At 44.1% G+C, this 14,633-nt stretch carries 12 protein-coding genes; 5 read left to right on the top strand and 7 right to left on the bottom strand.

From position 1 onward, the window contains the following. The 3 genes from AB6E85_RS16060 to speA all read right to left on the bottom strand — a co-directional run. On the bottom strand, nt 1-2,468 hold a 2,468-nt coding region (locus AB6E85_RS16060), incomplete at its 3' end, for a retention module-containing protein (RefSeq protein ID WP_372143210.1). A 660-nt stretch (nt 2,469-3,128) separates the two neighbouring features. Further along, nucleotides 3,129-4,055, bottom strand: coding sequence for an agmatinase (gene speB / locus AB6E85_RS16055; RefSeq protein ID WP_050633387.1), 927 nt, complete (start codon nt 4,053-4,055; stop codon nt 3,129-3,131). Further along, entirely contained in the window at nt 4,055-5,962 is a 1,908-nt protein-coding gene (speA, locus tag AB6E85_RS16050; protein ID WP_050633468.1) for an arginine decarboxylase, read from the bottom strand. Before speA ends, speB begins: the two co-directional genes overlap by 1 nt. 424 nt (nt 5,963-6,386) lie before the next feature. On the opposite strand from speA, the gene AB6E85_RS16045 reads away from it, so the two are divergent. The 5 genes from AB6E85_RS16045 (at nt 6,387) to AB6E85_RS16025 (ending at nt 12,760) form a co-directional block, all read left to right on the top strand. Next, entirely contained in the window at nt 6,387-7,091 is a 705-nt protein-coding gene (locus AB6E85_RS16045) for a class I SAM-dependent methyltransferase (RefSeq protein ID WP_248401152.1), read from the top strand. A gap of 189 nt (nt 7,092-7,280) precedes the next feature. After that, nucleotides 7,281-8,717 carry a coniferyl aldehyde dehydrogenase gene (locus AB6E85_RS16040; RefSeq protein ID WP_372143209.1) on the top strand — a complete coding sequence of 479 codons (1,437 nt, stop codon included), beginning with the start codon at nt 7,281-7,283 and terminating at the stop codon, nt 8,715-8,717. Further along, nucleotides 8,714-9,292, top strand: a complete 579-nt coding sequence (locus AB6E85_RS16035) for a TetR/AcrR family transcriptional regulator (RefSeq protein ID WP_372143208.1) — start codon at nt 8,714-8,716, stop codon at nt 9,290-9,292. Before AB6E85_RS16040 ends, AB6E85_RS16035 begins: the two co-directional genes overlap by 4 nt. A 535-nt stretch (nt 9,293-9,827) precedes the next feature. Continuing rightward, nucleotides 9,828-11,402 carry an ABC-F family ATP-binding cassette domain-containing protein gene (locus tag AB6E85_RS16030; RefSeq protein ID WP_372143207.1) on the top strand — a complete coding sequence of 525 codons (1,575 nt, stop codon included), beginning with the start codon at nt 9,828-9,830 and terminating at the stop codon, nt 11,400-11,402. A 119-nt stretch (nt 11,403-11,521) separates the two neighbouring features. After that, nucleotides 11,522-12,760 carry a leucine-rich repeat-containing protein kinase family protein gene (locus AB6E85_RS16025; protein ID WP_372143206.1) on the top strand — a complete coding sequence of 413 codons (1,239 nt, stop codon included), beginning with the start codon at nt 11,522-11,524 and terminating at the stop codon, nt 12,758-12,760. 210 nt (nt 12,761-12,970) lie between these two features. Here AB6E85_RS16025 and AB6E85_RS16020 read toward each other — a convergent pair whose 3' ends face one another. From AB6E85_RS16020 to rpmI, 4 genes are all read right to left on the bottom strand, one after another. Then, entirely contained in the window at nt 12,971-13,420 is a 450-nt protein-coding gene (locus AB6E85_RS16020) for a hypothetical protein (RefSeq protein WP_372143205.1), read from the bottom strand. Nucleotides 13,421-13,488: 68 nt separating this feature from the next. Then, nucleotides 13,489-13,803: a N(4)-acetylcytidine aminohydrolase gene (gene yqfB, locus AB6E85_RS16015; RefSeq protein WP_004733516.1), complete on the bottom strand. Its 315-nt coding sequence runs from the start codon at nt 13,801-13,803 to the stop codon at nt 13,489-13,491. A gap of 196 nt (nt 13,804-13,999) precedes the next feature. Beyond that, nucleotides 14,000-14,353 (bottom strand): 50S ribosomal protein L20, encoded by a 354-nt coding sequence (gene rplT / locus AB6E85_RS16010; RefSeq protein WP_004733517.1) that lies wholly within the window; start codon nt 14,351-14,353, stop codon nt 14,000-14,002. 42 nt (nt 14,354-14,395) lie between these two features. Then, nucleotides 14,396-14,590, bottom strand: coding sequence for a 50S ribosomal protein L35 (rpmI, locus tag AB6E85_RS16005; protein ID WP_004738430.1), 195 nt, complete (start codon nt 14,588-14,590; stop codon nt 14,396-14,398). Between the last annotated feature and the right edge of the window lie 43 nt (nt 14,591-14,633).

The raw sequence follows: 14,633 nt of genomic DNA, 5'->3' as shown, positions 1-14,633 counted from the left end.
ACCTCAACTTTGTCTGCACCTTCAGTCGTAACAAATGCACCTGTCGCCTGAGCGATAACAGAGCTTAAATCATCTTCATCAACGACAAACGTACTCGCAGCAGTCATATCAGTGATGGTTGGCACATCATCCGTCACCGTGATCTGCAGATCGACCGCATTCGATTTATCTTGGTCGGAATCTTCAGCCACAACAGAGAAGTTAAGGTCAATCGTGTTTTCACCCGAGCCATCAGGATGTTTAATTGGTTTAAACAGTTCGAATTGATAGCTGTTATCCGAGGTATCGAAAATAATCTCGAACACCGCTTCATTACTCGTTGCAGTTTGAGCAACATAAGTAAATGTTGTGCCGTTTTGTGAAACAGCTTGCCACTCTAGACTTTCTCCATCGGAGGTTAAGCCAGTCAGAACCAAATCTTCATCAACCAGTTCATACTTCGCAACACCATCGGCGCCTTCATCAACCGTGAATAATCCATTAATAATGGTGTCTTCAGACTGATCGGAACCAATACCAGTGAGGTCATCCTCATCGACAACTGTTTCCCCTGTAGGTGCTGTCATCACTGGTACATCATCTTTTACATTAACGAGGATCTCAGCAGCTTCTGGTGTGTTTGAACCTCCAGACAGTGCAGAACGGTCGCCATCTGCATCAACAGCATAAATTGGCAATGCAAAAGTTAGCAGCGCATCTTCAGCGCCTTGATGAGAAAGCTCTTCATAAAGATTAAACTCATAGTTGCCCAATGAAGGGCTATCAATTTTAACGTCAAAGACCGTAATTCTCGATCCATTGACCTCTACATAGCCTTCGTAAGTTCTTACACCATTGGTTTCACCAACCAACTCGAGTAGCACCACCGCACCATTAGAAACCAAGGTGCCACCCGTATTAAATTCCGTCGGCTCCAGTTCATAATGGTCGATGATGTCGCTTTCGAAAATATCGGCAGTGATACTTCCGCTCCCCGCTACAGGCGCGGTTCCCTCTTGTGAGCCACCAATGATGCCTGCTTCATCGACACTAATACTGTCGACATTAGTAATGACTGGGCTATCGCCATCAGTGATAACAATGTTGATGTTATTGGTTACAACATCTTGGTCGAAATCGGTAATCGTGATCGGTAAATCGAACGTCAGTGAATCGGAGCCCACTTGTTCTATTGGATTAAACTGCTCGAATTTATAAGTACCATCGGTATCTAGTGAGATAGTGAGAACAACCTCACCTCGACCTTGGATGGACAGAGTAATCGTTGTTCCGTCATCAGAAAGTCTGGCAAGCGTATTTTGATTATCACTGAGCAACCCATCAAACTGGTCCAGTGCACCAGCATCAAATACAGCTGATTGAAGATTATCACTACCAATATTGGAGAACGTTCCTTCAATTGCTGCACTGCTAGTTTCTACGTTACTGATATTCACACTTTCAGCAGACGGATCGACCCCATCAACCACGGCAACCTGCGCATTAATTGGTGTTGCTAATGGGTTTCCGGCGGCGTCTTCACCTTGAATATCAAAAGTGATGTTAATTTGATCTCCTGTATAGGAGACCTGACCACCACCAACAGACGTTACGTGATCAATTGGTTGAGAAATCGTTGTGGTCAATGAAAGCTCAGCATTGTTTCCAACACTAACAACATCGATGTCGATGCGGAATACTTCATCGGTGCCTTGAACACCAATGATAGAGTTCGTCGCCGCATCATAAGTAAACGTAACGGGTTGACCACTTGAAGTAATATCACTGTTTAGCTCTGTGAGTAGCGAAGCGAGAGACAGTGCTTCTGGAACAAAAGAATCAGGGGAGAGCGCTAAACTACCAGCAATAATCCTTTCGGTAGTTGTAATAGATTGGGGGTAGGTATTGCCAGAAATGGAGCCTTCGGTGAGCACTTCACTGATTGATTGACCGCCCGATGAACGGGTTATTGTTCTGAACTCTTCTCGGTCTTCATCAACCGTTTGTTCTGCTAGACCTGCGGTCTCAAAAAATGTCGACGGATGAGTTTCGGTGTAGTTGTAGTCAATCGTCACAAAGCCAGCGTTTGCAGAACCTAATCCGCCACCCGCAGCCGTTGCTTCTAAGATTTGGGTCGGATCGGCACCACCTAAAATGGCTTCTTGGATAGCAGCAAATTCATCATCAAATTCATCATCAAATTCTCCCGCATCGGCTTGCTGTAAGTCAAAATTAACTTCTCCAGCGATAGGAGCATCAGCCCACGCTAAATCTTGATCAACACAGCCAACACAATTACTTGCCACCTCAGTGACACCGTTTGGGGTACCTAATAAAAGCTCTGCTTGGTTTGCAGTGATAACAATCTCGTTTTCACGAATAATATCGCCAACTGAAATTTTTCGTGCGCTTCCGTCAGACTTAACCGCAATGACTTCTCCACTCACTGCCTCTACAACTGCAGCTTGGCGCGAAACTTCAATACCCATATATCCCCCGAGGTCACAAAATGCTGTATTGCTCAACATCGTGAAAATGATAGTAATAACGGTTTCAGGCTTAAATTATATTCAGAACTTATTCTCTGCATTAACAATCAATTACATAGACTGATGTATTTGATGAGTCAGTTCCGTTTCGCCTGTTTTTTTATAGTTTACTTAACCTTAAGCCTAGTCTTCCTTATCCGAAATGTCATGTCTGTGCAAAGTGACTTCTTTTCACAAATCTAGGCATTCACTTTAGTTTGTTCATGGACTAAGCAAAAGTTTATAGGGTGTTGATTAATATGCAATAAAACGCACATCTTAATTACACCTCAAATTTTTATAAATATATACAGTAATAAAGTTGATAAATCATTAGGATTTATGGGCGATTGATAGGGTCGATATATACCTAAACCCCAAAGAAGAACTAAATCCCATATTTGAGACAAGGTGCAGCATAAAGCTGATGAGAAACTGTTCAAACACCGTATATGGCGTCAATTACATATACAACCGTTAGAGTATTGAATGGGTATGCAGGGACAATGAGTAGAAGTTGCAAATGGATATTTCGAGGTATCCAAAAAAAGCCCACTAAGTTGAACCTTAGTGGGCTTTAAAATCAGTATATAGCGTTATGCTGTTAGCAATGACACACAACTATTTAGCAAGACGGTTCGCCGTCCAAACGTAAAGCAGCTCGAGAGCAATCGTCGCACCAGCCAATGCTGTAATCTCGCTTTGGTCATACGCAGGAGAAACTTCTACCACGTCCATACCAACCATGTTAATACCTTGCAAGCCACGGATAATTTTCAGAACTTTATCTGAATTCAAACCGCCGCAAACCGGAGTACCTGTACCCGGAGCAAAAGCAGGATCCAGACAGTCGATATCAAACGTTAGGTAAACTGGCTTATCACCGACAATGCCTTTCACTTGAGCAATGATCTCGTCCACGCTCATGTCGTTCGCTTGCATCGCGTTAATAACGTTAAAGCCGTGTCCTTCCTGCTTGTACTCTGTACGAATACCAATTTGCACTGAATGTTCAGGCGAAATTAAACCTTCATTTGGCGCATGGTAGAACATAGTACCGTGATCGTAACGACTGCCCTGACTGTAAGTGTCAGTGTGCGCGTCGAAATGAATCAGAGCCATCTCACCGTACTTCTTGCCGTATGCTCTAAGCAAAGGCAGTGTAATGAAGTGATCACCACCTAAACCTAACAGAGTTTTACCACTGCTTAGAATCGCATCAGCAGCCGCTTCTAAACGTTGAGTTAAGTCTTCTGCATCACCGCAATCAAACACAAGGTCGCCAGCATCAATCACTGAGGTGTGTTCAAATACATTGAAGTCCCAAGGGAATTTTTTACCTTCCCACGCCAAGTTAACTGACGCACGGCGAATCGCATCCGGTCCCATACGCGCACCCGGACGACCAGACGTCGCCATATCTAACGGCGCGCCTAACACAACCACATCAGCATCGTTATCGATTGGGTTTTGCACCAATGGACGACGCATAAACGTCATCGCATTGGAATACAGCGAGTAATCTGGTTTCGTAAATAGATCGTTCATTAAAAATCCTCAAGATAGGTGTAACCCATCAAGCCTTGCTCTAACTCTTCAAGTACGCTTTGCTGCTCTTGCGCTGGTACTTTCGCCGTTACCAATTCTTTGTAGTTCTGACGAATTAGGTCCATATCGATATGAACATAACGCATCATGTCTTCAACCGTGTCGCCTTCGTTGATGTAATCGATATTCGCTTCACCACTTTCATCAACGTTGACCACCACACTGTGCGTGTCACCAAATAGGTTATGCATATCACCCAAGATCTCTTGGTATGCGCCTACTAAGAAGAAGCCCATCAGGTAGGGTTCATCTGGGTTCCATGCAGGAACTGGCAACGTTGTTTCAATGCCTTGGCCGTCAACATACTGATCGATCGTACCGTCAGAATCACATGTGATATCCAGTACTACCGCGCGTCGCTCATTCGCATTGTCCAAACCACTTAGAGGCAATACAGGGAACACCTGATCGATACCCCAAGCATCTGGCAACGATTGGAACAAAGAAAAGTTCACGAAGAACTTATCTGCCAAACGCTCGCTCAACTCATCCAAGATTGGACGGTGGTAACGGTTCTTAGTACTCATTCGAGAGCTAAGTTCGTAGTTAATACGCAAAGACATCTGTTCTGCCCAAGCACGGTGCTGAAGGTTCAGCATGCCTGTCGCAAATTGATTGTGTGCTTCTGCGATATCACTTTGCGTGTCGTTGTAGATCTCAATCAGCGCGCGGTCATCATTACCTGCATCTAACTCCAAGAAGTTATTCCACATGTTGTTTAGCAACAGTGGTGCGTCTGCTTCTGGCGCCGCCATGTCTTCTGGCGAGTAGCTTTCGGTACCAATCACGTTAGTCACTAGTACTGCATGGTGCGCAGTCAGTGAACGACCAGATTCCGAAATAATAACAGGCTGTGGTTGATTGTAGAGCTTACAAATATCCCCTACTGTCATCACGATGTTGCGAGCGTACTCAAGCAAGCCGTAGTTCATTGAGTTTGAAGATTGGCTACGTGTGCCGTCGTAATCGACCGCCAAACCGCCACCAACATCTAGGAACTTCAGTTGAGCACCGATATCACGCAGTTCACAGTAAAAACGAGCCGCCTCACTCACACCATTTCGCACATCACGAATATTCGCCATTTGTGAACCTAGGTGGAAATGCACTAGCTCTAGAACATCCAGTTGATCTTCTGCTTTCAAGCGTTCAATAACGGTCAATACTTGTGATGCAGACAAACCGAATTTCGACTTCTCACCACCACTTGCTTGCCATTTACCTGCGCCTTGAGATGCAAGACGAATGCGTAAACCTAAACGAGGTTTCACGCCAAGCGCTTTTGCTTCAGAAAGGACAAGATCAAGCTCTGACAACTTCTCTAAAACGATGAATACTCTGTGGCCCAGCTTTTCACCAATAAGCGCAAGGCGGATATATTCTCTGTCTTTATAACCATTACATACGATCACTGAGCTCGCTTTTTGAGCCAGCGCCAATACCGCTAATAGTTCAGGTTTACTGCCCGCCTCTAGACCGAGTTGCTTCTGCTCTAATTGAGCTTGGCTTGCTAAGATCTCGTCAACCACTTCTTTTTGCTGGTTAACTTTAATCGGGTAAACAAGTAGGTAACGGTTATCGTACTGATATTCGTCGATCGCTTGGTTGAATGCGTTACAGATATTGTGCACACGTTGATGCACTATTTGAGGAAAACGCACAAGAGCAGGCAAACCAATATTTCGCTGCTCTAACTGTTTTACGATCTGACTTAGAGGAACTTGATGATCGGTTTCGCTCGGTGAAACATACACCTCACCGTTATCATCAATTCCATAAAAACCTTGGCTCCAGTGCTTTACATTATACTCAGCACGGATGCGTTCCAAATTAACCGAATTTTCCAATTCTAGAGACCTCACACTATAGGGCCATCGACAGAAGATACCTCTTTGGAATAGCGAGGTATAACCCAACAAAAAGCGTTCAAAAACGATTTGTTGGCTGCATTAACCGATATTATTAAGAGCGAGTCCAACCATTGATATTTGTGGTGACGATTACGTTTTTTTATCGACAGATCAACTTAAAGTGACAGGTAAGGAATTACAAGGTTTTAGGGTAAAAAACAGGCTGAAGCGCATTAAATATAAAGCAATTTCTCACATTAAATTAGGGAGAAAAAATGTGCAGGAACCATAAGATTTTTAGTAAATTGAGTGAGGTTAAGTCAGAGTTGTGACAAATATAAGCACTTCACTATCACAACTCTCGCTATCACCAACACAGCTTGTATCCTGTTATTCCAAGCCTATTGATGAGTGTTAAATCATGTCTGAAATGTACACCACCTATGCAAAGCAATACGACTCTGCTGCTCGCGATAATATTTATAATGCCCTATTAGAACGCCCATCAACCATAGCCTTACTAGACGATGTTCAAGGGCTCGACATTGTCGACCTTGGCTGTGGCTCAGGTATTTACGCGCAATGGTTTATTGACCAAGGTGCAAACAAAGTCACGTGTACCGACCTGTCTCAAGATATGGTTGACCTAGTGAACGGAAAACAAATTCCCAATGTGACCGCATACGCACAAAATGCAGCTCTGGGTTTACCCAAAGAGGCCGATAACAGCGCTGATGTCATCGTATGCCCGTTGGTGCTGCATTACATTGAAGATCTAAAACCTGTCTTTGATGATGTGTATCGTGTTTTGAAACCAGGCGGCTACATCGTGTTTTCCACTCACCACCCTTTTGCGGATTTTGAATGCACTCTTTCAGGTAACTACTTTGAGCGCGAATTCATTCAAGAAGAGTGGAACACGGTCGGCACACCCGTTCAGGTAAGCTTCTACCGCCGTTCATTAACCGAGCTTTGCCAAGCTGTCAGCCAATCGGGCTTGCTGATTTCACAAATCACTGAAGGCACAATCGACGAGAAGGCCAAGGCCATCTCTGAAGAAACGTACGAGCGCCTATCGAAAAACGTTAACTTCATCTTTATGCGTTGCGAAAAAGTGTCTGCCTAGCCCGCAAGTAAATCGCGTGTGTCTTTGATTGCGTCAAAGGCACTTTTTATCTTCCTAATTATCTCAACTCAGCATCCGCTTAACTGAACAAAAAATAAACTTTTCTCGCGTATATCTTGTATTCGGTTCGATCTTCTTGTAATTTTAACTGACCAACCAATCGGTCAGCCTTAGAATTTAGGGGATACTATGAGCCATAATCTAGACCTTGAACCAAACACGTCGAGCACCAACGACATGGATCAAATGTTCAACCGACAAAAAGATCACTACCGCAATAACGTTAATCCTACGCTTGAGCAGAGAAGAGAAAACCTCTCAGTACTAAAAGCGTTGTTAATACGTTATCAAGAGCAATTGATTGAGGCAGTATCTGAAGATTATGGCCATCGAGCAAAGCACGACAGCTTGATTGCTGATATCACCCCTTCTCTTCACCAGATCAATTACAGCGTGAAGAACCTTAAGAAGTGGTTGAAGCCATCGCGCCGCAAAGCTGGTTTGATGCTAACGCCAGCAAAGATCACGGTTCATTATCAACCTGTGGGCGTTGTGGGCATCATTGTTCCATGGAACTTCCCAGTCATGCTCTCTTTAGGGCCTCTGATCACAGCGTTAGCAGCGGGCAACACGGCGATGCTTAAGATGTCGGAGTTTACTCCAGCGACCAACCGAGTTTTAAAAGCGATGTTGGCCGAAGGCTTTAGTGAAAATCAGGTCGCTATTATCGAAGGCGAAGCTGACGTTTCCGCTAAATTTAGCCAACTGCCGTTTGACCATATCCTTTTCACAGGTTCAACCGCTGTGGGTAAACACGTTATGAGGGCAGCGGCTAACAACTTAACACCAGTTACCCTGGAATTAGGCGGCAAATCTCCAACCATCATTGCCCCTGACTTTGATGTGGCGGACGCTGTTGAACGTATCCTGTTTGCCAAGAGCTTAAACGCTGGCCAAATATGTGTAGCGCCTGATTACATCTTATTGCCGCGAGAAAAAACGGACGAGTTCATCACAGCTTATAAGCGTTATTTCAAGAAGCTTTATAAAGCCGGTATTGAGAGCAAAGACTTAACCTCAGTGATCAACATGCGCCAATACAATCGCTTGAAAGGTGTCATTGAAGACGCACAAGCCAAAGGCGCGGTTATTCACACCGTCACCGAACAAGCACAGGACGATGTAAACCACAGAATGACGCCGCACCTTCTCACCGAAGTGAACGATGAGATGCTCGCGATGCAAGAAGAGCTGTTTGGTCCTGTTCTGCCTATCGTGCCTTATGATTCCATCGAAGAAGCAATCAGCTACATCACAGAGAGAGAACGCCCACTGGCTCTGTACCTAATGAGTCACAATAAAGAAACCCAAGACAAGTTTTTATCAGACACGCACTCTGGCGGCGTGTGTATTAATGATTCTTTGGTGCATGTGGCTGCAGAAGACGCGCCATTCGGTGGCATCGGCCCTTCAGGCATGGGACACTATCACGGCATTGAGGGCTTCAAGACCTTTAGCCATGCCAAAACCGTTCTAAGCAGAGGAAAAATCAACTTCACCAAGTTAATGCATCCTCCTTACAACAACCCAATCAAAAAAATGATGTTCAAAGTACTCAATAGATGATCACCAAAAGACAAAAAATCCTAGATGCTGCACTCCTGCTTTTCTCTCAACAAGGGCTAGAGGGCACATCTACAGGACAAATAGCGAAAACAGCCGGCGTGGCAAAAGCGACGTTGTTTCACCACTTCGAGAACAAATCTCTATTGATTGATGAGCTGTTTCGCGAGCTGAAGCTAGAGCTATTCTCGACCCTTCAACCGCACACTGATGTGGCAGTAGAAGAGCGCTACCAAGCCTTTAAGTTCATGTGGATCACAGGAATTGAATGGGCATTAGAGAATCCGGTTGCGATGAAGTTCTTCACCAATGTTCATTTCGACCCAACGACTCAAACTCGAGAAGTGATTGTTTCACAGATGTTCGCATCGCTAGACGAGATCATTTTGAAAGGGCAAGAAGATGGTGAATTGATGGTGTTGGACATTAACCTTGTTAGGCACTTCATCCATAGCCACTTTCTGATTTGTGCAAACTGGCTGATTGAACAAAGCGAGTCTCCACCAGAGCAAACATCGAAGTACATCAACGATAGCTTTGATATGTGTTGGCGCGCCGTTGGTGGGCAAACCAAGTAGCTTTAGCTTTAAGCCCAAGGCTCTAAGCTCTAAGCTCTAAGCTCTAAGCTCTAAACCCAAAGATATAAGTTCTAGACTCAACTTATTTCCAATAATGATCACTAAAGCGCCACACAGGCGCTTTAATTATTTGAACACAATTTAATCACCTCAGCATATTGACTCAGAGTACGTTCTTTCAGTACCATCCCACCATCATTTCAAAAGAGAATAACGCCATAATGAAGTACTAACATCCTGACATCCGATTTATTTTTATAAAAATCATTTGGACACTCGGGGTTAGTGGGCGTTACTTCGTCATCTATTTTCGCGACAAATCAAGCTCTTAAAGATCCGTTTTTTGACAAACAAACATCTTTAAGATCAATACCTCAAAGACAGAAATTACATCAACACCCTATTTCCTATCTTTGATTGGCATGCTAAGTAAGTAACGTCTTTGGCGATCTATATATAGAATTCTGTGTAGGGTTCTGTATAGAAAAAGCGCCTCACCCCTTTTACTCGTTTACACGTAAAGGGAGGTATTTCTATGCCTACTATATTAGCCAACAATCTCTCATTCCAACTCGATACTGGTGAGTGGTTATTCAAAAACATCACCTTCAATTTGAGCACTCGCCTCACCGGCCTAGTCGGAAGAAATGGGGCTGGAAAGTCATTGTTACTTTCATTGATCATGGGACAAAAACAGCCCACAACAGGCAGTGTTTCGCACCAAGGTTCGATCGGCTTTTACTCTCAGTTACCATCAAAGCTACTGGATACCAACATCACCATCGCTGACTTCTTAGGGCTCACCGAAAAGTTAGAAGCATTAAGCGCCATAGAACTAGGTAGCTGTGAATTGCAGCACTTCAATATCGTTGGTGATGATTGGGATCTAGAGGCACGTACCCAGCAGTTGCTAGGTACATTAAAGATCACTCGTGATTTGAACACGCCCTGTTGCTCTTTGAGTGGTGGACAACTCGCCTTGCTACAGCTTCATCAGCTGTTCGTATCAAATAACGACATACTGATCCTCGATGAGCCTTCGAACCATTTGGATAACGATGGACGCAATTGGCTACTAGAACAATGCCTGATGTTTGAAGGCAAAATACTTGTCGTCAGCCATGATCGAAGCTTATTGAGACGAATGGAGGGGATCTACCACCTCAACAGCTTAGGCGTACGTTTCTATAAAGGAAATTATGATGATTACTTCAAACAAGTATCTAGCCAAAGCGAAGCGCTCAACAAACAGGTCGCGCATCATCAGTCCGAAAAGAAACGACTCGAGCGTCAAGCTCAAGCCAACAAGGAAAAGGCGCAACAGCGAGAATCTCAGGGAAACCGACTCAGAAAGTCAGGTAGCCAACCCAAGATCTTATTGGATGCGATGAAAGATAAAGCAGGACAAAGCCAAGCCGCGTCTGCGACAAGCCAAAGGAATGTCATTGACCAAAACCAACATAAACTTCAGTCGCTTAAAGAACAGAAGGAACGGCTGAAACCACAAGCTTTGTATCTACAGCAAAGTAATAGCAGTAAAAAGAGCTCTTTGTTAACCGTTGAAAACTGCCGCCTTATTTACGGCTCTGGTGCGCCCATCAGTTTCTCTTTATCACAAGGGGAACGGTGTTATCTAACCGGTGCTAATGGGTGTGGAAAGTCGACACTGTTAAAAGCGATTCACGGTCAACACACCAATTATAAAGGCTCGATTAAGCGCTTGGGGGCGACCGTCTATTTGGACCAACACTTTGGCCTGTTAGACACCAACGAGACGATGTTCGATAGCTTAATGACGCACAGCTTTGGATTAACAGAGAGCGACGCGCGAACCCTGCTAGCAGGAATTGGATTCAGGCGAGAGTCTGTATATCGCAAAGTCGCTCACCTCAGTGGTGGCGAGAAAATGAAGCTGGCGATGTTGATCGTCAGCCATAAACAGGATGCCCCGCTTCTTCTACTTGATGAACCAGACAATCACTTGGACATAGACTCAAAGCAAATATTGGCTTCGGCTCTGCGTGAATACCAGGGGGCATTCATCTTGGTCAGTCATGATAGCGATTTTGTTGAGGAAGTCGGCGTTAGCCAAAACCATATAAAGCTTTAGTCCATGCCCCTAAACCTTGAGTCTTAAGCCTGTTAGGCGAGCTTCATTACTGATGCTCGCCTTTCTCGGTTGAGACAAGTAAACTACGCGCCTCGAACATCTATTCATAAGGCTAAGGTTTGCATACTCTAGAACAATTAAAATCAGGGCAACTTAAAGGTATTAAGCGCTTAAAACTATCAGAAGGTCTCACCGAGTTTCCTCTAGAAATCATAGAGCTTGCAGATTCTCTTGAGATCCTAGACCTTTCAGGTAATCAGCTGTCAGACCTACCAGCCGAGTTATCAAAGCTAACTAACCTGCGTATTATCTTCGCGTCGAATAACCTGTTTACGCACCTGCCTGATGTTCTAGGTACTCTTCCTAAGCTCGAAATGGTTGGCTTCAAAACCAACCAAATCAAAACCGTTAGCGAGCAGTCTCTGCCGACTCAACTACGTTGGTTGATCCTGACCGACAATGAGATTGAGGTTCTGCCTAGCTCACTAGGTGAAAGACCGCGGCTACAAAAACTGGCATTGGCGGGTAACAAGATTCGCGTGTTACCAAAAAGCATGGAAAACCTATCCAACCTTGAGCTAGTTCGTCTGTCTGCAAACCAACTGATTGAATTCCCTGAGTTCCTTATTAAGCTACCAAAGCTGGCTTGGTTAGCGTTTGCGGGTAACCCATTCTGCAAACACCCGAGCAGCTTAGATAGCGTGCCCGCAGTAAGCTCGCAATGCTACTCACTGAATCAAGTACTTGGTCAAGGTGCGTCTGGCGTAATTTCACATGCTAACTGGGTGAACGGTGATTTTGATTTCCCACAGGAAGTCGCTGTAAAAGTATTTAAAGGTGAAGTAACAAGCGACGGTTACCCACACGATGAGCTCGAAGCTTGTTTGCAGGCTGGTTATCATAGCAACCTAGTGAAGTCGATAGCTCAAGTCGATGAACCAGACTATCTCGCATTAGTGATGGAGCTTATCCCAAGCAACTATTACAACCTAGGCTTACCCCCTACTCTTGAAAGCTGTACTCGCGATACGTTCAATGAAGGCTTCGAGCTTTCAATTACTCAGATCAATAGCATTACAGAGCAGATGATTGATGTGTTTGAACACCTTCATGCCAATAAAGTCTGTCATGGTGATCTATACGCTCACAACACTTTAGTGAACGAACAAGGTCAGATGATCTTTGGTGACTTTGGCGCTGCGACTATCTACGGCTACCTAACTAAAGAACAACAACAAGGCATTCGTCGAATTGAAGCGCGTGCATTGAAGTACTTTATTGAAGACCTGCTGACGATTTGTGCAAAGCAAGATCAAGACAGCGAGCTTTATACTCAACTAACGAACTTCGAAGCTTAATGGCTTAACTTAATAGCTTAATAGCTTAATAGCTTAATAGCTTAATAGCTTAATAGCTTAATAGCTTAACTTAATAGCTTAATAGCTTAATAGCGCGTTGATTAGAAGTACTCAGTCGAATTGAAAACAACAAAACCAACATCACTGTTGGCTTTGTTGTTCTTGGAATATCACTGATTTTAATGGACAAGCAAGGTTGGCTAAAAGGGATTAACGCTCAGCCTGCACCAATTTCAGATACGAGTGCAGCTCACCATTTTTATATTCCACTGCAGAGTGAATATTAAGATCAGCACGAGCCACAACAGCAAACTGGTAGCGATTCTCGCCCTTCAAAATCTCGACGTGTAACAACCCATCTTTTAGTTGCCACTGCCCTGTCGTTTCAAATCGGTCGAACAAACGATATTCAATCAAAGAACCGTCAGTATTGAAGTGCACTTCAGTGATGTAACCGCCGGGACAGCTCTTCACCCAAACTCGATTCTCGATATCACTGACAATAAAGTCACGCTTTGTATCACGCCACGCTAGAAAGCCTTCGCTATCATAAAGAGCAATGTCGAGATCAGTTCTACAGATTAACGGCTGCTCAGTCTGCTCACGACAATAAAGTTGGAGCAAAATTTGCTGAGCTGCACCACTCTGTAATTCACTCATTGTGACTTCCCTTTCTCATTGCTCTGCGTAAGACGCGGTATTGATCAACCAATTCTATTTAAAGCGGGCTACACAAGCTCGTAAGAAACCACATACAGCTGAGAGATACCTGGATAGATATCTTGAATCACGTCTTTCAGTACTTGCAGCGTCATGTTCTCTTGCTGAGCATGGAACTCACCTAAGTCATCAAATAGGATTGGTTCAACGCTGATGATCTTAAGATTACAGAACACACGGCCTTGCTCTAGCGTCGATACTTCCACAACACTACCTGGCTGGTAGTCACGCTCAGATTCATCGCGAATAGTAATCGTCTTCTTGCCAGAAAGGATGTCAGTTTCAAAACGTTCGAAGAACGTCATAGTGGTCGGTGCGGTCATTTATCTCGGTCGCTTAACATTTAAAGGTTAGGTAGATGTTTATATACCAGAATGCGTGTTCAAGCGAATAAAAATTAGATGCGAGATGCGAGATGCGAGATGCGAGATGCGAGAGAATATGGCAAAGCTAAATTACAGGCAATAAAAAAGGAGAACCGAAGTTCTCCTTTTCTTAAACCTTTAAGCTAACTCTAAATTATAGAGATGCTTTCGCTTTTTCAACTAGAACAGCAAATGCTGCTTTGTCGAATACTGCGATGTCAGCAAGAATCTTACGGTCGATCTCGATAGATGCTTTCTTAAGGCCATTGATGAAACGGCTGTAAGATAGACCATTTTGACGAGATGCCGCGTTGATACGTGCAATCCAAAGTTGACGGAATTGACGTTTCTTGTTGCGACGGTCACGGTAAGCGTATTGACCAGCTTTGGTAACTGCTTGGAAAGCTACGCGGTAAACACGTGAACGTGCTCCGTAGTAACCTTTAGCTTGTTTTAGAACTTTCTTATGACGTGCACGAGCTTGTACACCACGTTTTACGCGAGGCATTATGCTTCTCCTAAACTAAACGAATTTATAAACTAAAAAGAATTAAGCGTATGGCATCATACGTAGAACTTGAGCAACTTCACATTTAGGAAGGATCGAGTTCGGACGTAGCTGACGCTTGTTCTTAGTAGTACGCTTAGTCAGGATGTGACGTTTACCAGCGTGCTTAAACTTAATACCACCAGCAGTTTTCTGGAAACGCTTAGCAGCACCTTTGTTGGTTTTCATCTTAGGCATGATGAATAACTCCGCATTGTTGAGTTGTTAATAACATAGTAAT

This window comes from Vibrio sp. 10N.247.311.51, assembly GCF_041467855.1.
Lineage (GTDB): Bacteria > Pseudomonadota > Gammaproteobacteria > Enterobacterales > Vibrionaceae > Vibrio > Vibrio coralliirubri.
Note: the sequence above shows the minus strand (reverse complement) of the source record. Positions and strands in the feature narration are given on the sequence as shown.

Bases quoted from the DNA above. Each gene is read 5' to 3' on its own strand.
- AB6E85_RS16045 (WP_248401152.1), top strand. From the start codon at position 6,387: ATGTCTGAAATGTACACCACCTATGCAAAGCAATACGACTCTGCTGCT.
- AB6E85_RS16020 (WP_372143205.1), bottom strand. From the start codon at position 13,420: ATGAGTGAATTACAGAGTGGTGCAGCTCAGCAAATTTTGCTCCAACTT.
- AB6E85_RS16035 (WP_372143208.1), top strand. From the start codon at position 8,714: ATGATCACCAAAAGACAAAAAATCCTAGATGCTGCACTCCTGCTTTTC.
- AB6E85_RS16030 (WP_372143207.1), top strand. From the start codon at position 9,828: ATGCCTACTATATTAGCCAACAATCTCTCATTCCAACTCGATACTGGT.
- rplT (WP_004733517.1), bottom strand. From the start codon at position 14,353: ATGCCTCGCGTAAAACGTGGTGTACAAGCTCGTGCACGTCATAAGAAA.
- yqfB (WP_004733516.1), bottom strand. From the start codon at position 13,803: ATGACCGCACCGACCACTATGACGTTCTTCGAACGTTTTGAAACTGAC.
- speB (WP_050633387.1), bottom strand. From the start codon at position 4,055: ATGAACGATCTATTTACGAAACCAGATTACTCGCTGTATTCCAATGCG.
- rpmI (WP_004738430.1), bottom strand. From the start codon at position 14,590: ATGCCTAAGATGAAAACCAACAAAGGTGCTGCTAAGCGTTTCCAGAAA.
- AB6E85_RS16040 (WP_372143209.1), top strand. From the start codon at position 7,281: ATGAGCCATAATCTAGACCTTGAACCAAACACGTCGAGCACCAACGAC.